We start from the raw sequence: 17,976 nt of genomic DNA, 5'->3' as shown, positions 1-17,976 counted from the left end.
CGGGTCCCCTCCTGAGCGACCTGGGAGGAACCATGCAGCACCGACAGACCGTCGGCCTCGTCGCGGCGGGCGCCGCGCTCGCCCTGGGGCTTGCCGCCTGCTCGTCCGACGACGCCGGCTCGTCCGCCTCGGGCGGCTCGTCCGGCTCGAGCGACACCGTCACTCTCGTCACGCACGACTCGTTCGCGGTCTCGCCCGACGTGCTGGCCGCGTTCGAGAAGCAGAGCGGCCTGACGGTGAAGCAGGTGGCCCCGGGCGACGGCGGCGCCCTGGTGAACCAGCTCGTGCTGACCAAGGACGCCCCCCTCGGGGACGCCGTCTACGGCATCGACAACTCCTACGCCACGCGCGCGACGGACGCCGGCGTCCTGGACCCGTACGTCTCCCCGGACCTGCCCGCGTCCGCGGAGGACGACGTGGTCGGCGACTCGTTGACGCCGGTCGACAGGTCGGACGTCTGCATCGACGTGGACAAGGCCTGGTTCGAGAAGAAGGGCGTCCCGGCACCGACGACGCTGCAGGACCTCGCGAAGCCGGCCTACCGCGACCTGCTCGTGGTCACGAACCCGGCGACGTCGTCGCCCGGGCTCGCGTTCCTGCTCGCGACGGTCGCGGCCTTCGGCGAGGACGGCTGGCAGGACTACTGGACGCGCCTGAAGGACAACGGGCTGAAGGTCGACGACGGCTGGTCGGACGCCTACTACACGGACTTCTCGGGCTCCGAGGGCAAGGGCCCGAGGCCCCTCGTGCTCTCGTACAGCACCTCGCCGGCGGAGACGATCTCGAAGGACGGCACGTCGTCGAGCACGGCCGCGCTGCTGGACACCTGCTTCCGCCAGGTCGAGTACGCGGGAGTGCTCGCGGGCGCGAAGAACCCCGACGGCGCGAAGCAGCTCGTCGACTTCCTGGTGGGGCGCCAGTTCCAGGAGGACGTGCCGGGGCAGATGTACGTCTACCCGGTCGACGACGGCGCCGCCCTGCCCGACGGCTGGGAGGAGTTCGCCCCGCTGTCGCCGAAGCCGTTCACCGTGCCGCCGGACCAGATCACCGAGCACCGCGACGAGTGGATCAAGCAGTGGACCGCCACAGTGATCGGTTGAGCGATCGGCTGAGGCTCGGCCGCGCGGCCTGGGTGCTCGCGGCGGCGGTCCCGCTCGCGTTCCTGGCGATCTTCTTCGCCTGGCCCGTGGCGGCGCTCGTGGGCCGGGGGTTCTGGACCGACGGCGCGCTCGACCTCGGCGGGTTCGCCGAGGTGTTCTCCGCGACCCGGACCTGGCGGATCATCGGCATCACGCTGGGCCAGGCCGTCGCCGGGACCGCGCTCTCCGTGCTGCTCGGCGTGCCCGGCGCGTACGTGCTGTACAGGTGCAGCTTTCCCGGTCGTACGCTCCTGCGCGGCCTCGTCGCCGTGCCGTTCGTGCTGCCGACCGTCGTCGTCGGCGTCGCCTTCCGCGCCGTGCTCGCCCCGGACGGCCCGCTCGGCGCGCTCGGCCTCGACCAGACGTTCGCGGCGATCGTCCTCGCGCTCGTGTTCTTCAACTACAGCGTCGTGGTCCGCACCGTCGGCGGGATGTGGGAGCGGCTCGACCCGCGCGCGGAGCAGGCGGCGCGGGCGCTCGGCGCGTCGCCCGCCCGCGCGTTCCGCACGGTGACCCTGCCCGCGCTGACGCCGGCGATCGCCTCGGCCGCGTCCATCGTGTTCCTCTTCTGCGCGACGGCGTACGGGATCGTCCTCGTCCTCGGGCCCACCGGCTACGGCACGATCGAGACCGAGATCTACGTGCAGACCACACAGTTCCTGGACCTCCGTGCCGCCGCCGTGCTCTCCGTGGTCCAGCTCGTGGTGGTCGGGGCCGCCCTGGCCGTCGCGAACCGCGCGCGCACCCGCCGCGAGCGGGCCCTCGCGCTCACGTCGGACCGCGCCGTCGCCCGGCCGCTGCGCGCGCGGCGCGACGCCCTCCCGCTCGCGGCGACCGCCGTCGTCGTCCTCGGCCTGCTCGCGATGCCGCTCGGGACGCTGCTGGCCCGCTCGTTCCGCGAGCCCGACGGCGGCTGGGGCCTGGCGAACTACCGGAACCTGTCCACGACCGGGGACGCGAACGCCCTGTCGGTGACCGTCTGGCAGGCGACGGCCACGTCGCTGCGCACCGCCGCCCTCGCCGCGCTGATCGCGGTCGTGGTGGGCGGGCTCGTCGCCCTGGTGGTCTCGCGCCGCCCGCGCGCCGCCGGTGGGCGCCGCGCGCTGCGCGTCCTGGACTCCGTGTTCATGCTGCCGCTCGGGGTCTCGGCGGTCACCGTCGGGTTCGGGTTCCTCGTCACCCTCGACAGGCCGCTCGGGCTCGACGTCGACCTGCGCACCTCGGGCCTGCTCGTCCCGATCGCCCAGGCGGTCGTGGCCGTGCCGCTCGTCGTGCGCGTGCTCCTGCCCGTGCTGCGCGCCATCGACCCCCGTCTGCGCGAGGCCGCCGCGACGCTGGGCGCGGGGCCGGGGCGCGTGCTCGCCACGATCGACGCGCCCGTGGGCGCGCGGCCCCTCGGGCTCGCCATCGGCTTCGCCTTCGCCACCTCGCTCGGGGAGTTCGGGGCGACCTCGTTCCTCGCCCGGCCCGACAGCGCCACCCTGCCGGTGGTGATCTACCGGCTGATCGGCCGACCCGGCGCCGGGGACTACGGGATGGCGCTCGCCGCGAGCGTCGTGCTCGCCGTCGTGACCGCGGCCGTCATGCTGGTCGCCGAGCAGCTGCGCGGCGAGCGGACGGGGGAGATCTGATGGGGACGGTCCAGGCGGCGACCGACGGGCTGACGGTGCGCGACGCCGTCGTGCGCTACGTGACCGGGGGCACCGGCGAGGGCGCGGTGACCGCCGTCGACCGCGTGTCGCTGGACGTCCCCGCGGGGCAGGTCCTCGCCCTGCTCGGGCCCAGCGGGTGCGGCAAGTCGAGCCTGCTGCGCGCCGTGGCCGGGATCGAGCCGCTCGCGGCCGGGACCGTCGCCTGGGCGGGCGACGACGTGGGCGGCGTGCCCGTGCACCGGCGCGGGTTCGGCCTGATGTTCCAGGACGGTCAGCTCTTCGCCCACCGCGACGTCGGCCGCAACGTCGCCTACGGGCTTGCGGGCGGCGGCCGGCCGGGAGCGCAGGAGCGCGCCCGCCGGGTCGAGGAGCTGCTCGAGCTCGTCGGCCTGCCCGGGTACGCGCGCCGCGAGGTCGCCACGCTCTCCGGCGGGGAGAAGCAGCGCGTGGCGCTCGCCCGGTCCCTCGCGCCGCGCCCGCGCCTGCTGCTGCTCGACGAGCCGCTCTCCGCCCTCGACCGATCGCTGCGCGAGCGCCTCGCGACCGACCTGCGCGACGTTCTCGTGACGACCGGGACGACGGCGGTCTTCGTCACCCACGACCAGGACGAGGCCTTCGCGGTCGCCGACCGGGTCGCGGTGATGGACGCGGGCCGCCTGCTGCAGGTCGCGGCGCCCGAGGAGCTGTGGCGGGCACCGGCCTCGCGCCGCGTCGCGGAGTTCCTCGGGTACCAGGCGTTCGTCCCCGGCGACGACGGCAGCACCCTCGCCGTCGGGCCCACGGGTCTCGTGGTGGCCGAGGACGGTCCCTGGTCGGGCGAGGTCGTGCGGTCCGTCGTGCGCCGGGGGCGCCACGAGGTGACGGTGCAGGCGGATCTCGGCGAGGGCGGCCTGCGCCGGCTCGTCGCGACGGCGCCGGACGGGGCGCTGCCGGACAGCGGGGCCGACGGCGTCCGGGTCGCCCTCGCGCTCGACCCGCGCGGGTGCGCCCGGCTCGGGGACGCCGCCCCGGCGGTCAGCCGCTGAGCGACCGCTGCCAGAGCGCCTCGACGCCGACCGGCCGGAACCCGAGCGCGACGTTGATGTCGAGCATCGGCCCGTTCTCCTCGGCGTTCCACGTGTGCACGCGCTCGGTGGCGGGGCGCACCGCGCCGAGTGCCGTGAGGTTCGCCGTCTTGACGAGCGTCCCCAGGCGCCGGCCGCGGTGCTCGGTGAGCACGAGGGTGTCCTCCTGGAACGCGAAACCCGGGTCGGCGAGCGGGTAGGTCAGCACCGTGAAGGCCACCAGCTCGCGCGAGGCGACGTGCTCCGCGGCGGCGATCGTGAACCCCAGCCCGCGCCGGCGCCACGCCGCGAGGCGCTCGGCGTAGCGGTCCGCGTCCCACGGGTCCTCGCCGACGTCGAGGTCGCCCGACGGCGCGTCCGTGCTCATCCGGGTCTGCAGCCCGGCGAGCGCGGGCAGCCGTCCGGCCGGTACCGCGTCGGTCCAGGTCAGGATGCGGTAGGCGGTGCCGGCCCGCGCGCGGGCGTCGGCCGCGAGCCGCGCCACCGCGTCGACGTCCACCGGCAGCCGGAGCACCGAGTACCGCTCGACCTGCTCGAGCGCGTAGCCGCGCGAGGTCGCGAGACGGGTGGCGCGGGCGTCGCGAGGGACCCGACCGCTGCCCGTCGTGGCGGCCAGCGCCGCCGGGCCGGCGGGGGGCTCGGGGGCGTGCTCGGCGCTCGCGACGACGGTGCCGCGCCCGGCGTCGCGGGCGACCCGCTCCGCCGCGTCCAGGAGCGCGCCGCCGATCCCGCGGCCCTCGTGCCCCGGCCGGACCGCGAGGTCCAGCTCGGCGAGGTGGGTGTTGGCGGTCAGCGGCAGCTCGAGCGAGGCGTAGCCCAGGACGTCGTCGGCCACGGGGATGTCGGCCACGGGGTCCTCGGCCACCGGGGCCTCGTCGGCTGCGGGAGCGAGCGCCACGAGCAGCACGCGGCGCACGTACTCCTGGTGGGAGAGCTTCTCGATGACGTCCTGGACCCGGTACGCCAGGTCGCCCCAGCCCCACGTCGCCCGCTGCGCCTCGAGCTCCACGGCGCAGCGGCCCGCGTACGCCCAGGCGAGCGGGTCGCCCGGGTCGTGCGGGTGCGGGGCCAGGACGATGCGCCAGGCGGGTGCGGTGGTCATCCGCCCATCGTCGGGGACGGCGCGGTCCGGGTGCCAGGGAAAATCGTCCCCCGACGTCGTCGGGCACCCGGACCGCACCGGGTCAGCGGCGCAGCGCCCGGTAGTGCTCGATGAGGCCGCGGGTCGAAGAGTCCTGCTCGGCGAGCACGGCGTCGTCCCCGGCCACGGCAGGGGCGATCTCGACGGCGAGCTTCTTGCCGAGCTCCACCCCCCACTGGTCGAAGCTGTCGATGCCCCAGACCGTGCCCTGGACGAACGTGATGTGCTCGTACAGCGCGACGAGCTGCCCGACGACGGACGGCGTCAGCGCGGGCGCGAGGATCGACGTGGTCGGCCGGTTGCCCGAGAACACCCGGGCAGGCACGACCGACTCGTCGGTGCCCTCGGCGCGGACCTCGTCGGCCGTCTTGCCGAACGCGAGCGCCTTGGTCTGCGCGAAGAAGTTCGCGAGGAACAGCCCGTGCACGTCCGTGTCGCCGTCCGAGAGCGGGTTGGCGGGGTTCGCTACCGCGATGAAGTCCGCCGGGATCACGCGCGTGCCCTGGTGGATGAGCTGGTAGAACGCGTGCTGGCCGTTGGTCCCCGGCTCGCCCCAGAAGATCTCGCCCGTCTGGGTGGTCACCGGCGACCCGTCCCAGCGCACCGACTTGCCGTTGGACTCCATCGTCAGCTGCTGCAGGTACGCCGGGAAGCGGTGCAGGTACTGGGCGTAGGGCAGCACGGCGTGCGAGTGCGCGTCGAGGAAGTTCACGTACCAGACGTTGAGCAGGCCCATGAGGACCGGCACGTTGCGCTCGAACGGCGTGGTGCGCACGTGCTCGTCGATCGCGTGGAACCCGTCGAGGAGCTGGGCGAAGCGCTTGGGACCGATGGCGATCGCGACCGAGGTGCCGATCGCCGAGTCCACGGAGTAGCGCCCGCCGACCCAGTCCCAGAAGCCGAACGCGTTGGCCGGGTCGATACCGAATGCCTCGACCTTGTCCAGGGCGGTGGAGACCGCGACGAAGTGCTTCGAGACGGCGTCCGTGCGGGCGGCGTCCGTGTCCCGGATCGCGCCGTCGGCCAGCAGCGACTCCCACAGCCACTCGCGGGCGAGGCGGGCGTTGGTCAGCGTCTCGAGCGTGCCGAACGTCTTGGACGCGACGATGAACAGCGTCGTCGTCGCGTCGAGGTCCTTGACGGTCTCGGCGATGTCCGTCGGGTCGATGTTGGAGACGAACCGGACCTCCAGGCCCTCCTTGACGTAGGGCTTCAGTGCCTCGTAGACCATCACGGGGCCGAGGTCGGAGCCGCCGATGCCGATGTTCACGACCGTCTCGACCGGCTTGCCCGTCACGCCCGTCCAGCGGCCCTTGCGCACGTCCTTCGCGAACGCGTACATCTTGTCGCGCTCCGCGGCCACGTCCGCGTCGACGTCCTGGCCGTCCACGACCAGGTGCTCGGCCCCCGCGGCCGGGGTGGGCCGGCGCAGCGCGGTGTGCAGGACGGCGCGGTCCTCGGTGACGTTGATGTGCTCGCCCGCAAACATCGCCTGCAGGCGCCCGGCGAGGTCCACCTCCTCGCCCAGGCGGCGCAGGATCTCCAGCGTCTCGTCGGTGACGAGGTTCTTCGACAGGTCGACGTGCAGGTCGCCCGCGTCGAAGGTCATGCGCTCCGCGCGCGTGGCGTCGGTCGCGAACCAGCCGCGCAGGTCGCCGTGGAACCCGCCGTGGTGGGCGGTCAGGTCCGCCCACGCCTGGGTCGTCGTCGCGTCGATCGGTGCAGTGCTCACGCTGGGTACCGTGCCTTCGTGCTCGGGGGAGTGGCGGCTCGCCGGCGGCCGGCCGCGGCCGCCAGGGTCAACGGTAGGACCCCCGAGGGGACGCTGCCGACCGTGGCCGCGTGGCAGAGTGGACGGATGCGCGTGGACAGCTGGCTGTGGGCGGTGCGGCTCGCGAAGAGCCGCTCGGTGGCGACCGCTCGGTGCCGGGCCGGGCACGTCAAGGTCAACGGGGTCCGCGCCAAGCCGGCGACCGGCGTCAAGGTCGGCGACCGCGTCACCTACCGCGACCCCGAGCGCGACCGCGACATCGAGGTCGTCGAGCTCGTCGCCACCCGCGTCGGTGCGCCGATCGCGGTGAGGTGCTACCTCGACCACAGCCCGCCGGTGCCGACCCGGGTCGAGCGGGCCGCCGTCGGGCTGCGCGACCGCGGCGCCGGGCGGCCCACCAAGCGCGAGCGCCGGGAGATCGACCGGCTCCGCGGGCGGGACTGACCGAGGGGCGCCAGCGGCGCTCCGGTGCGGTGCGGGTGCGCCGGCCAGGGTGCGATGCCACAGTGGCGCCATGAGCGAACCGACGTTCGGCCGCGCGTTCCTGCTCCGCCACGGGGAGACCGAGTGGAGCCGCGAGGGCCGGCACACCGGTCGCTCCGACCTCCCGCTGACGGTGCGCGGCGAGGACCAGGCGCGCGACGCGCGGGAGGCGCTCGCGGGGATGCGGTTCGCGGAGGTCGTCTCGAGCCCGCTCGGGCGCGCGCTGCGCACCGCGGAGCTCGCCGGGTTCCCGGGCCCCGTCGTCGACCCCCACCTCGTCGAGTGGGACTACGGGCCCGTCGAGGGCCTGTCCACGCCGGAGGTCCGGGAGGAGCTCGGGAGCCTGTGGGACATCTGGATCGACGGCGTCGACGTCGCCGTCGACCCCGGGCGGGCCGACGCGCGGCGCGAGGCCGCCGGTGCCGGACCGTCCCCGGCCCCGGGGCGCCCGCACGGCGAGACCGTGGTCGAGGTCGGGCGTCGCGCCGGGGCGGTGGTGCGTCGGATCCTGCCCGCGCTGCACGACGGGCAGGACGTGCTGCTCGTCGCGCACGGTCATCTCCTGCGCGTCCTCACCGCGGTCTGGCTGGGGCTGGACCCGGCCGACGGCGCGCACTTCGCCCTCGAGACCGCGGCCGTGAGCACGCTCGCGTTCGAGCGGGACCGGCACGTCCTCGCCGGGTGGAACGTGCACCACCGGGACTGAGGGCCGGGCCTCAGGCCCCGCGGCGCGCCGCGCGCGGGTGCACGGGGAGCGCCCGCGGGAGCTCGTGCACCTGGGCTTCGTGCACCTGGGCCTCGCGCGCCGGGGCCACCAGGGCCTCGGTGGCGTAGTCGTCTGCGCCGCCGGGCAGCGGGGCGCGCCGCTCGGGCAGCAGCGTGATCGACGGGACGGGGTCCGCCGCCTGCGGCACGAGCGCCGCCGGCGGCAGCACCAGGTCCGCCGCCCGCAGGGCGCGGACCGGCGCCGGCGCCGGCGCCGCGCCGGCGGCCGCCGGCGCCGCGCCGGCGGCCGCCGGCGCCGCGCCGGCGGCCGCCGCGGCGCCGCGCGACGGCCACAGCCCCGCCACGAGGGCGATCGCGAGGCCGGCGGTGACCAGCAGCACGACGAGCGCCGCGGTCGGGTGCCAGAGCGCGGCGAGCAGGCCCGCGCCGGCACCTCCGGCGATCGTGACGGTGCTTCCTGCGACGAGGACGCGGGTCATGACTCCCCCTGGGATGGCTGACATCTCCCTCCAGGAGACGGCCGCAGCGCCGGGAGCGCACGTCGGGGCGCGGGTGATTCGGTCGATCGTGACCTGATCGATAGGATCGCCCGGAACCCCGCGCCGTCCGTCCCGGCCGCCGCGCGTCCGCGGCGCCGCCGTCGCGACCCCCGCTCCCCCCAGCATCCTTCCCCGTGCGCGGGCGGGTCCCGAGACGAACGGAGCCGCCGCCATGGCGACCGAGACCAGAACGCCGACCGTCCCCGAGGCCGACGCCGTCGACTCCGTCCGCGCGGCCCTGCGGTCGCCCCGACGCCTGCGCACCGAGGTGCTCGCCGGCCTCGTCGTTGCCCTGGCGCTGATCCCCGAGGCGATCAGCTTCTCGATCATCGCGGGCGTGGACCCGCGGATCGGGCTGTTCGCGTCGTTCACCATGGCGGTCTCGATCGCGTTCCTGGGCGGCCGTCCCGCCATGATCTCGGCCGCGACGGGGGCGATCGCCCTCGTCGTCGCGCCCGTGATGCAGCAGCACGGGTACGACTACCTGATCGCGACCGTGCTGCTCGGCGGGGTGGTCCAGGTGGTCCTCGGGCTGCTCGGCGTCGCCCGGCTGATGCGGTTCGTCCCGCGCTCCGTGATGGTGGGCTTCGTCAACGCCCTCGCCATCCTCATCTTCTCCGCGCAGCTGCCGAACCTGCTCGGCGTGCCGTGGCTCGTCTACCCGATGGTCGCCGTCGGCATCGGGGTCATGGTCTACCTGCCCCGTCTGCAGAAGGTCGTCCCGGCGCCGCTGGTCGCGATCGTCCTGCTGACCCTCGTCACCGTGGCGGCGTCGGTCCAGGTGCCGACCGTGGGCGACGCGGGCGCGCTGCCCGACTCGCTGCCGTCGCTGCTCCTGCCCGACGTCCCGCTGACCCTGGGCACGCTGAAGATCGTGGGCCCCTACGCCGTCGCGATGGCGCTCGTGGGGCTCATGGAGTCGCTGATGACCGCGAAGCTGGTCGACGACGTCACCGACACGCACTCGGACAAGACCCGCGAGGCGTGGGGGCAGGGCGTCGCGAACGTCGTCACGGGGCTCTTCGGTGGCATGGGCGGCTGCGCGATGATCGGCCAGACGATGATCAACACGAAGGTCTCCGGCGCCCGGACCCGGATCTCGACCTTCCTCGCGGGCGTCTTCCTGCTGGTCCTCGTCGTCGGGCTGGGGGACCTCGTCGCCGCGATCCCGATGGCGGCGCTGGTCGCGGTCATGGTCATGGTCTCGGTCGGCACGTTCGACTGGCACTCGGTGCGCCCGTCGACGCTGCGGCGCATGCCCCGCAGCGAGACCGCCGTCATGGTCGTCACCGTGGTCGTGACGGTCGCGACGAGCAACCTCGCCATCGGGGTCGTGACCGGGGTGGTGGTCGCGTCGGTCCTCTTCGTGCGGCGGGTCGCGCACCTGACGGCGGTGACCCGGCTCGACGGGTCGGACGACGACGGCGCGCGCGTGTACGCGGTGACCGGCGAGCTGTTCTTCGCGTCGTCGAACGACCTCGTGCACCAGTTCGACTACGCGGGCGACCCGGACCGCGTCGTCATCGACCTGAGCGCCGCGCACGTGTGGGACGCCTCCACGGTCGCGACGCTCGACGCGATCGAGACGCGGTACGCCGCGAAGGGCAAGCACGTCACGATCCGCGGGCTCGACGAGGACTCGGCGGCGCGGCACGGCAGGCTCGCGGGGACGCTCGGCGGGGGTCACTGAGCGGACGTCCCGGGCACCGGTCGCCATCTTTGGCATCATGGGTGGCGTGACTGACGGCGATATCACGTCCCATCACGCGTCCCCCGGCCCGGCTGCGGCAGCAGCCGGGACGCTCCCGTACACCGTCCGGGCAGCGACCGAGGACGACCTCGACGGTATAGCGGACGTCTACGCGTACTACGTGCGCGAGAGCACGGCGACGCTGGAGGAGGTCCCGCCCGGCGTCGAGTTCTGGCGCGAGCGGATGGCCTCCACGTACGCGGAGGGCTGGCCCTTCGTGGTCGCGGTGGACGACGCCGGACGCGTCGTCGGGTGGGCCTACGTCGGGTGGTGGAGACCCCGCCCCGCGTACCGGTTCACGGTCGAGACGAGCATCTACCTGCTGCCCGAGACCGCCGGGCAGGGCATCGGCGGCGAGCTCCTCGGGCGGGTGGTCGAGGGCGCCGCCGCGGCGGGCGCCCGCGAGGCCGTCGCCGTGATCAGCAGCGGCGCGTCTCCCGCGTCGCGCCGGCTGCACGAGCGCCTCGGGTTCCGGGAGATCGGCCGGCTGACCGACGTCGGCTACAAGCACGGGCAGTGGCTCGACACCGCGATCCTGCAGAAGCACCTGCGCGCGGACGCCGACGAGGCGTAGCGGGCCGCGAGACGGAGCCCCTCAGGCGGCGTCGAGCACCCGGCTCACCACCCAGGCGTGCTTGCCGACCTGGCGGCCGCGCACGAACCCGTACTGCTCGAAGAGCTCGACGGTCGTGCTGAACAGGAACCGGCCGGGCGCGTCGCGTCCCGCGGTGACCTCGGGGATCGCCTCCACGAGGCCGCCCCCGGCGTCGGCGATCTGGGCGAGCGCGCCCTCGAGCGCGGCGCGGGCGACGCCCTGGCCGCGGTGGCGCCGGTCCACGTAGAAGCAGGTGATCCGCCAGTCGGGCAGCGGCGGGGCGTCCTTGTCGTACTCGCGCCGGTGCTTGATCCCGGGCAGCTCCGCGGGGCTGCCGTACTGGCACCAGCCCTGGGCGACGCCGTCGTCGTCCAGCACGAGGGCGGCGTGCGCGCGGTCCGTGCGCACGCGCTCCTCCTTGGCCTGCCGGTAGTCGACCTCCCGGTGGCCCGCCTCCGGGTGGTAGCCGATGCACCAGCAGCCGCCGAAGACGCCGTTGTTGCGTTCCACGAGCTCCGCGAAGGCGTCCCAGGTCGAGTCGTCCAGCGGTCCCGTCTTCCAGGGCATCGGTCCGTCCTCCCGTGCGGCGTCCTTCCCATGGTGCGCGTGCGCGGGGGCGACGCAAGCGGCGCTCACGCCTCGAGCGGGAACACCAGGAGCGTGGTGCTGGCCGTGGCGACGAGGCGGCCCGCGGCGTCGTGCACCTGGCCCTCAGCGAAGGCGACGCGCCGGCCCGGCTTGGTCACCGTCCCGGTCGCCGTGAGGGTGCCCGACGACGTGGTCACGGCCCGCAGGAAGCTCACCTTGATCTCCACGGACGTGTACCCGGTGCCCCGGGGCAGGGTCGTGTGCAGGGCGCAGGCCGCCACCGAGTCGAGGAGCGTGCACAGCACGCCGCCGTGGACGGTGCCGATGGGGTTGTACTGCGACGCGTCGGGGTCGAGCTCGAACGTCACGGACCCGTGCTCGACGGCGGTGAAGCGCATGTTCATGAGGTTCGCGATCGGCGGCGGGGGGATCGTCCCGTCGACGATCTCCTGCAGGAACGTCAGGCCGTCGACCTCCTGGGCGCGGCCCGCGGTCGCGAGGGGGTCGTGCCACTCGACGGTGCGGTTGCGGGTGCTCGGGGCGGGGGCGGGCGTGGCGTCGTTGCTCGTCGGGCTCATGAGACGCAGTCTCTCAGGTCTCGTCGGTCAGGCGCGGCTCGGTGCGGTTCTGCGGGTGCAGGCCCGCCTTGTCGGCGTAGAAGGCGCGCACGACATCCATGTCTGCCCGGACATCGCCGGTGAGGCCCAGTGTCGGGCCGAGGCCCGTCGTCATCGTGGTGCGGTCCACGAACCCGAGCGTCACGGGCAGGTCGGCCTCCTGGGCGATCCGGTAGAAGCCCGAGCGCCAGTGCTCGCCGGCGCCGCGCGTCCCCTCCGGCGTGACCACGAGGGCGAACGTCTCGCCGGAGCGGATGCGCGCGACGACGTCGTCCACCACCCGGGACGGGTCGCGGCGGTCCACGGGGATGCCCCCGAGGGCGCGCATCAGCGGCCCGCGCCAGCCCGCGAACAGGCTGTGCTTGCCGAGCCAGCGGAAGGCGATCCGCGCGTCCCAGGCGATCGCGAGCATGAGCACGAAGTCCCAGTTCGACGTGTGCGGGGCGCCGATCAGCAGGCGCGGCCGGTCGAGCGGCGTCGCCTCGCGCACGAGGGTCCAGCGGCTGAGCCGCCAGTAGAGGCGGGCGAGCGCGTGACGGATCATCCGGTCACGGTACGCGGGCCGCGCCGGGTGCAGGTGGGTGCTGCCGGGTGGAGGTGCCGTGCAGGTCCTGGCAATTGCCTCGACGCGGCCCGCGGCGCGCGGATAGCGTGGCCGCCATGTGGATCTGACCTGCCCTCGACGCCCCTCGTCCCCTCGCACCCCTCGGGTGCCCACCGGCAGGTGACCCTCTGATGTCTTCCCCCCGCACGCCCCCTCGCCCGTCCTCCGGCGGCCCCGTGCTCGCCGCGAGCGACCTGTCCCGGTCCTACGACGGGCGGCCCGTGCTCGTCGGGTTGAGCCTCGCCGTCGACCCTGGGCACCGCACCGGCCTCGTCGGCGAGAACGGCGTCGGCAAGTCCACGCTGATCCGTGTCCTCGCCGGGGTCGAGGACCCCGACGCGGGGGACGTCGTCCGCCCCGCCGACCTCGGGTACCTGCACCAGGAGCTGCCCCACGGTCCGCGCACGACGGTCGGCGAGGTCGTCGAGGCGGCCCTCGCGCAGGTCCGCGCGATCGAGCACGAGCTCGAGCGGGCCGGCGCGGCGCTCGCCGACGACACGGGCCCCGTCGCGACCGCCGCCTACGACGCGGCGCTCTCCCGTGCGGAGGCGTCCGACGCCTGGGGGGCCGACGCCCGCGCGGCGCGCACGCTCGCCGGCCTGGGGCTCGCGTCGATCGACCGCGACCGCACCGTCGGCCGCCTCTCCGGCGGCCAGCGCACCCGGCTCGGGCTCGCCGAGCTGCTGATCCGGCGCCCGGCGGCCCTGCTGCTGGACGAGCCCACGAACCACCTCGACGACGACGCCGCCGAGTTCCTCGCGGACGCCCTGCGGGCGCTCCCGGGCGCGGTGCTGCTCGGGAGCCACGACCGGGTCTTCCTCGACGAGGTCTGCACGGAGATCCTCGACCTCGACCCCTCTCGGGAGTCCACGTCCGCCGGGCGCACCGGCGCGACGCTGTACGGGGGCACCTACAGCGACTACCTCGAGGCCAAGCGCGTCGAGCGCGAGCGCTGGGAGCAGCGGTTCGCCGCCGAGCAGGAGGAGCTGCGCGGGCTCCGCGAGTCCGTGGCGACGACGTCCCGCGAGCTGGGCTACGGGCGCCGGCGGGACCACGACACCATGGCGTTCGGCGTCAAGGGCAACGACGTGCAGCAGCAGGTCTCCCGGCGCGTGCGCAACGCCCGCCTCCGGCTCGACACCCTGGAGCGCGACCAGGTGCGGCGCCCGCCGGCGCCGCTGCGGTTCGCGCCGCCGCACCTGCGGACCGGCGGTCGCGGCGCCGGTGCGCCGGGGACGTCGCCGACCGGGGACGTCGTGCTGTGGGCGCGGGGCGTCGTCGTCCCCGGGGGCGCGGGGCCGCGGCTGGACATGCCGGCGTCCGGCGTCCCGTCGATCGACGTCGCCGCGGGGGCACGCCTGCTGGTCACGGGGGAGAACGGCGCGGGCAAGTCGACGCTCCTGCACGTGCTCGCGGGCGACCTCGCGCCCGGGACGGGCACGGCAGGGCGGGCGCGGGGCGTGGAGGTCGCGCTCCTCGAGCAGGACGTCCACCTGGACGACGACGCCCGGACGCCCCGCGACCTCCTCGCCCTCGCCGGCGGGTTGGACCCGCTGGACCGGCCCGCCGTCGACTCCCACGGGCTGGTCGCGCCGCGCGACCTGGACCGGTCGCTGCGGCTGCTCAGCGTGGGGCAGCGCCGGCGGGTCGTGCTCGCGATGATCGTCACCCGGTCGCCGGACGTGCTGCTGCTCGACGAGCCGACCAACCACCTCTCGCTGGCGCTCGCGGAGGAGCTGATGGCCGCGGTCGAGACCTGGCCGGGCGCCGTCGTCGTCGCGTCGCACGACCGGTGGCTGCGCCGCGGCTGGCGGGGCGACGTGGTCCACCTGGCCGCCGGCGCGACGCCGGCCTGACGGGCGTCGCGCCGATGGTTGCCGGCTACCGTCCGGCGCGGGCGACCCGGTGGTGCAGGTGGACGACGCCGCTGGAGAACCGGTGCTCGTCCGCCAGCTCGAGGTCGAGCCGGACGCCGTCGGGCAGCGCCCGCAGGCCGCCGCCGACCACCACCGGGTGGACGAACAGGTGGATCTCGTCGACGATCCCCGCGCGCAGCGCGTGCCCCGCGAGCGTCGGGCCGCCGATGCTGACGTCCCCCTCCGACGTCTCGACGAGGTGCCGGACGTCGTCGGGCACGAGCGAGCGGACCAGGCGCGTGCGCGGGGTGGCCACGGCGTCGAGCGTCGTGGAGACGACGATCTTGTCCATGGAGCGCCAGATCTGCGCGTAGTCGCGGATCACGGGCGGGCCGTCCTCGACGTCCTGCCAGACACGCAGCACCTCGTACATGCGCCGGCCGTAGAGCGCGGCGGCGTCGTGGCGCACGAGGTCGTTGACGGCGGCGTGCACCTCCTCGTCGGGGGCGGCCCAGTCGAAGCCGCCGCCGGCGTCCGCGACGTAGCCGTCGAGCGAGGTGATCGCCGCGTAGACCAGGGACATCGGCTCAGCGCGGGCCGTCGAGCAGCGCGAGCACGTCGGCCGTGGTCCCGGTCTCCGCCAGGCGCGGGAAGATCGTCGCGACGGAGTGCTCGTGGGAGTCCGCGCGGGTGTCGGTCACGGCGTCGGTCGCGATCGTGACGTTCAGGCCCAGCTCGTGGGCGTGGCGCGCCGTCGACTCCACGCCGATGCTCGTCGAGATGCCGACGACGACGACCTGGGTGACGCCCTGCTCGGCCAGGTAGGCCTCCAGGTCCGTGCCGGTGAACGCCCCGAAGGTCTGCTTCGTGACGAGGTGGTCGGACGCCTGGGCGTCGAGCTCGGGGACGAGCTCGGCCCAGTCGGCCGAGAACTGACGGGCCGAGCGGCCCTGGTCGGTGCGCCCGGGGGCGGCGCCGGCGACGTTGACGAGCACCACCGGCAGCCCGTGGCGGCGGAACGCCGCGGCGAGGGACGCGGCGTTGGCGATCACGCCCACGGCGGGGTGGGCGGTCTCGTGCGCGACGATGCCCTTCTGCAGGTCGATGACGACGAGCGCGGTGCGCGGGTCGAGCGTGGTCACAGCCATGGGGATCTCCTTCGGACGACTCGCTGCACCGTACGCCTCGTGCCGGGCGGATACAAAGGTGCCTTCCTACGCCTCGCCGAGGGCGACGCTCCGCCCGCCGGCGGCGACGCCCGTCTCGCCGACGGTGACGTATTCGTCCCCCCAGGTGGGTCGGGGCGCCGCAATTCGTCACCGTCGGCGCGCGCTACGTCACCCTCGGCGGAGGGCGCCGCCCGCGCTCAGCCCTCGAGGGCGGGCGCAGGCGCGGTCGCGTGCCCGGCGGCGTGCAGCTGGTGCCCACGGCCGTAGCCCTGGCGGTCGTAGTGGCGCATCGTGAGCCAGCCCACGACGAGGCCGACCACGACGGCGGCGGCGCCGAAGAGCAGGGACCGGCCGAGCCCGGAGTCCCACGTCCCGTCGAGGTAGAGCACGGAGCGGGTGCCGAGATAGATCTGGTGCATCGGCTCGAACGAGCCGAGCCAGCGGAAGAGTCCCGGCGTGGCCTCGGGCGGGAACGTCCCGCCGGCCGACGGCAGCGAGAAGATCACGAAGATGAACAGGTTGATGAGCATGCCGATGCCGCCGAAGATCGCGCTGATGGTCTGCGCGACCACCGCGACCGCCCAGACCATCGCCGCGGAGTAGCCGAGCAGGATCCAGGGATGGTCGATGGGCATGTCCAGGGCGTAGGACACCCCGAGGTAGAGCCCCGAGACCGTGACGGCCACCCCCGCCATGATCGTCCATTTGAGGACGAGGGTCGCGAACCTGCTGAGCCCGGAGTGCTTCCCGAGCTCGTAGCGGGGTCCCATCTCGGACGGGACGAACCCGAGGCTGGAGTCGACGAACGTGTTGACGATCAGGGACCCGGTGAACCCGGCGAGCACGATGAGCAGGGCGTAGTAGAACGGCGAGAGGCCGTTGCCCGTGCCGTCGGGCAGCGGGTGGTAGGCGGTCACGTCGATCGTGTACGGCTGGGCGAGCGCCGCGTGCGCGGCCCCGGAGAGCGCCGGTGCACCCGCCGAGCCCAGGGCCTGCTGTGTGGCGTCGACGAGCTGTTCACCCACGGTGGTGCGCGCCTGGGTGAGCGCGGTGGTGCCCATGCTCGTGACGATCGGGGTCGTCCCCGTCCCCGTGCGGGGGTTGGTCAGGACGGTGACCTCGGGCGTGTCGACGGCGTCGGACGTCGTGGCCGACGATGCGAAGTCCTGCAGGTCCGAGCTGAAGGTCTTCGGGATGACGATCGCGCCGTAGAGGTCGCCGTCGTCCATCTGCGTCTCGGCCTCGTCGAGGCTCAGCTGCTGGATGTCGAACTTCTGGTCGTCGACGCCGGTGACGATCCCGTGGGCGAGCTGCTCGCCGACGTTCTGCTCGGTGCCGTCGGGCAGCGTCGTCCCCGTGTCCTGGTCGACGACGGCGACGGGGAACGACTTCAGGTTGTCGGACGCGTGGATCGAGGAGGCCAGGTACATGGACGCCAGGACGCCCATGACGACGAGGACGACGACGACCGGCAGGGCCCAGACCTTGGGGCGCGACGCCGTCCGCCAGGCCGAGCGCTGCGTGCCGTCGGCGATGTGCTGGGGGTGTGACATGACTTCTCCTCGGAGGCTGTGGTACATCTAATGTACACCTGTAAAGAAAAGTGCACCACCGTCGTCGGGCGCCCCAAGTGTGATCATGGGCACCGGTGACGGCGAGGCCGAGGAGCGCAGAGGAGTGGGACGGATGACCGACGACGGGCGGATGGACCCGCGGCGCGCTCGCTCGCGCGCGGCCCTCGTCGCGGCGGCGATCGCGCTCGTCGACGAGCGGGACACCGCGGAGATCAGCGTCACGGACCTCGCCCAGCGCGCCGGCGTGACCCGCGTGACGCTCTACCAGAACTTCGCGGACCGCGACCACCTGCTGCAGGAGGCGGGGCTCGCGCGATACCGGGCGACCGTGGAGCAGCTCGCGACGGGGGCGCCGCAGACGTTCGAGGGCGTCGTCGAGCAGCTCCTCGCGCACATCAGCGAGCACCGTGACTTCTACCGCCGGCTCATGGGTGGCACCTGCGGGCAGCAGACCTTCCTCGCGATCCAGCGGTTCGTCGCCGAGCGGGTCAGCGGGACGAGCGCCGTCGGCGGGCGCGAGCTCGACGAGGACGAGCGACAGTTCGTCGGGGGAGGGGCCATGGCGCTGCTCGTCCCGTGGCTGTCCGCCGAGGGCTCGCCTGCTCCTCCTGCCGTGGCGGCGGCGCGGATCACGGCGATGATCGGCCGGTTCCGGCCCGCGCTTGCGGCAGGCGAAAGTACGGTGGCCACCGCGGCGGGGTGACGGGT

18 protein-coding genes are annotated in these 17,976 nt (G+C 74.4%); 9 read left to right on the top strand and 9 right to left on the bottom strand.

The window, feature by feature from the left end:
- Positions 1-32 precede the first annotated feature (32 nt).
- Genes EDF32_RS14250 through EDF32_RS14240 form a run of 3 tightly spaced genes read left to right on the top strand, consistent with a single transcriptional unit; the run spans position 33 to position 3,816 of the window.
- Positions 33-1,100, top strand: a complete 1,068-nt coding sequence (locus EDF32_RS14250; protein WP_123309223.1) for a thiamine ABC transporter substrate binding subunit — start codon at positions 33-35, stop codon at positions 1,098-1,100.
- Positions 1,097-2,770: an iron ABC transporter permease gene (locus tag EDF32_RS14245; protein ID WP_123309222.1), complete on the top strand. Its 1,674-nt coding sequence runs from the start codon at positions 1,097-1,099 to the stop codon at positions 2,768-2,770. Before EDF32_RS14250 ends, EDF32_RS14245 begins: the two co-directional genes overlap by 4 nt.
- Positions 2,770-3,816, top strand: a complete 1,047-nt coding sequence (locus EDF32_RS14240) for an ABC transporter ATP-binding protein (RefSeq protein ID WP_123309221.1) — start codon at positions 2,770-2,772, stop codon at positions 3,814-3,816. Before EDF32_RS14245 ends, EDF32_RS14240 begins: the two co-directional genes overlap by 1 nt.
- Here EDF32_RS14240 and EDF32_RS14235 read toward each other — a convergent pair.
- Positions 3,806-4,957, bottom strand: a complete 1,152-nt coding sequence (locus EDF32_RS14235; protein ID WP_123309220.1) for a GNAT family N-acetyltransferase — start codon at positions 4,955-4,957, stop codon at positions 3,806-3,808. The genes EDF32_RS14240 and EDF32_RS14235 overlap by 11 nt on opposite strands.
- Before the next feature lie 82 nt (positions 4,958-5,039).
- Positions 5,040-6,728, bottom strand: coding sequence for a glucose-6-phosphate isomerase (pgi, locus tag EDF32_RS14230; RefSeq protein WP_123309219.1), 1,689 nt, complete (start codon positions 6,726-6,728; stop codon positions 5,040-5,042).
- Between the two features lie 126 nt (positions 6,729-6,854).
- Here pgi and EDF32_RS14225 point away from each other — a divergent pair, with 126 nt between their 5' ends.
- Together EDF32_RS14225 and EDF32_RS14220 are read left to right on the top strand one after the other, a co-directional pair.
- Complete coding sequence (locus tag EDF32_RS14225; protein ID WP_123309218.1) at positions 6,855-7,211, top strand: RNA-binding S4 domain-containing protein; 357 nt, start codon at positions 6,855-6,857, stop codon at positions 7,209-7,211.
- Between the two features lie 70 nt (positions 7,212-7,281).
- Complete coding sequence (locus EDF32_RS14220) at positions 7,282-7,956, top strand: histidine phosphatase family protein (RefSeq protein WP_123309217.1); 675 nt, start codon at positions 7,282-7,284, stop codon at positions 7,954-7,956.
- A 10-nt stretch (positions 7,957-7,966) separates the two neighbouring features.
- Here the strand turns inward: EDF32_RS14220 and EDF32_RS14755 are convergent, their stop codons facing one another.
- Positions 7,967-8,455, bottom strand: a complete 489-nt coding sequence (locus EDF32_RS14755) for a hypothetical protein (RefSeq protein WP_199734952.1) — start codon at positions 8,453-8,455, stop codon at positions 7,967-7,969.
- Between the two features lie 232 nt (positions 8,456-8,687).
- On the opposite strand from EDF32_RS14755, the gene EDF32_RS14205 reads away from it, so the two are divergent.
- Both EDF32_RS14205 and EDF32_RS14200 read left to right on the top strand, forming a co-directional pair.
- The gene (locus tag EDF32_RS14205; protein WP_123309214.1) at positions 8,688-10,205 is read left to right on the top strand and encodes a SulP family inorganic anion transporter; all 1,518 of its coding nucleotides are present in this window, start codon (positions 8,688-8,690) and stop codon (positions 10,203-10,205) included.
- 46 nt (positions 10,206-10,251) lie between these two features.
- Positions 10,252-10,839 carry a GNAT family N-acetyltransferase gene (locus EDF32_RS14200; protein ID WP_233565939.1) on the top strand — a complete coding sequence of 196 codons (588 nt, stop codon included), beginning with the start codon at positions 10,252-10,254 and terminating at the stop codon, positions 10,837-10,839.
- Positions 10,840-10,860: 21 nt separating this feature from the next.
- Here EDF32_RS14200 and EDF32_RS14195 read toward each other — a convergent pair whose 3' ends face one another.
- From EDF32_RS14195 to EDF32_RS14185, 3 genes are all read right to left on the bottom strand, one after another.
- The gene (locus tag EDF32_RS14195) at positions 10,861-11,427 is read right to left on the bottom strand and encodes a GNAT family N-acetyltransferase (RefSeq protein WP_123309212.1); all 567 of its coding nucleotides are present in this window, start codon (positions 11,425-11,427) and stop codon (positions 10,861-10,863) included.
- A 65-nt stretch (positions 11,428-11,492) separates the two neighbouring features.
- Positions 11,493-12,026, bottom strand: coding sequence for a PaaI family thioesterase (locus EDF32_RS14190; RefSeq protein ID WP_123309211.1), 534 nt, complete (start codon positions 12,024-12,026; stop codon positions 11,493-11,495).
- Positions 12,027-12,039: 13 nt separating this feature from the next.
- Positions 12,040-12,609: a 1-acyl-sn-glycerol-3-phosphate acyltransferase gene (locus EDF32_RS14185; protein WP_123309210.1), complete on the bottom strand. Its 570-nt coding sequence runs from the start codon at positions 12,607-12,609 to the stop codon at positions 12,040-12,042.
- A 191-nt stretch (positions 12,610-12,800) separates the two neighbouring features.
- Here EDF32_RS14185 and EDF32_RS14180 point away from each other — a divergent pair, with 191 nt between their 5' ends.
- The gene (locus tag EDF32_RS14180) at positions 12,801-14,525 is read left to right on the top strand and encodes an ABC-F family ATP-binding cassette domain-containing protein (protein WP_123309209.1); all 1,725 of its coding nucleotides are present in this window, start codon (positions 12,801-12,803) and stop codon (positions 14,523-14,525) included.
- Positions 14,526-14,550: 25 nt separating this feature from the next.
- On the opposite strand, the gene EDF32_RS14175 is transcribed toward EDF32_RS14180, so the two are convergent.
- The 3 genes from EDF32_RS14175 to EDF32_RS14165 form a co-directional block, all read right to left on the bottom strand.
- The gene (locus EDF32_RS14175) at positions 14,551-15,108 is read right to left on the bottom strand and encodes a dihydrofolate reductase family protein (protein ID WP_123309208.1); all 558 of its coding nucleotides are present in this window, start codon (positions 15,106-15,108) and stop codon (positions 14,551-14,553) included.
- Positions 15,109-15,112: 4 nt separating this feature from the next.
- Positions 15,113-15,673, bottom strand: a complete 561-nt coding sequence (locus tag EDF32_RS14170; RefSeq protein ID WP_123309207.1) for an isochorismatase family protein — start codon at positions 15,671-15,673, stop codon at positions 15,113-15,115.
- Positions 15,674-15,891: 218 nt separating this feature from the next.
- Entirely contained in the window at positions 15,892-17,247 is a 1,356-nt protein-coding gene (locus EDF32_RS14165; RefSeq protein ID WP_158614111.1) for a YhgE/Pip domain-containing protein, read from the bottom strand.
- A gap of 133 nt (positions 17,248-17,380) precedes the next feature.
- Here EDF32_RS14165 and EDF32_RS14160 point away from each other — a divergent pair, with 133 nt between their 5' ends.
- On the top strand, positions 17,381-17,971 hold the full coding sequence (locus tag EDF32_RS14160) for a TetR/AcrR family transcriptional regulator (protein ID WP_158614110.1): 591 nt from the start codon (positions 17,381-17,383) through the stop codon (positions 17,969-17,971).
- Positions 17,972-17,976 lie beyond the last annotated feature (5 nt).

Origin of the sequence: Cellulomonas sp. PhB143 (assembly GCF_003752595.1) — a bacterium.
Taxonomy (GTDB): Bacteria; Actinomycetota; Actinomycetes; order Actinomycetales; family Cellulomonadaceae; genus Paraoerskovia.
Note: the sequence above shows the minus strand (reverse complement) of the source record. Positions and strands in the feature narration are given on the sequence as shown.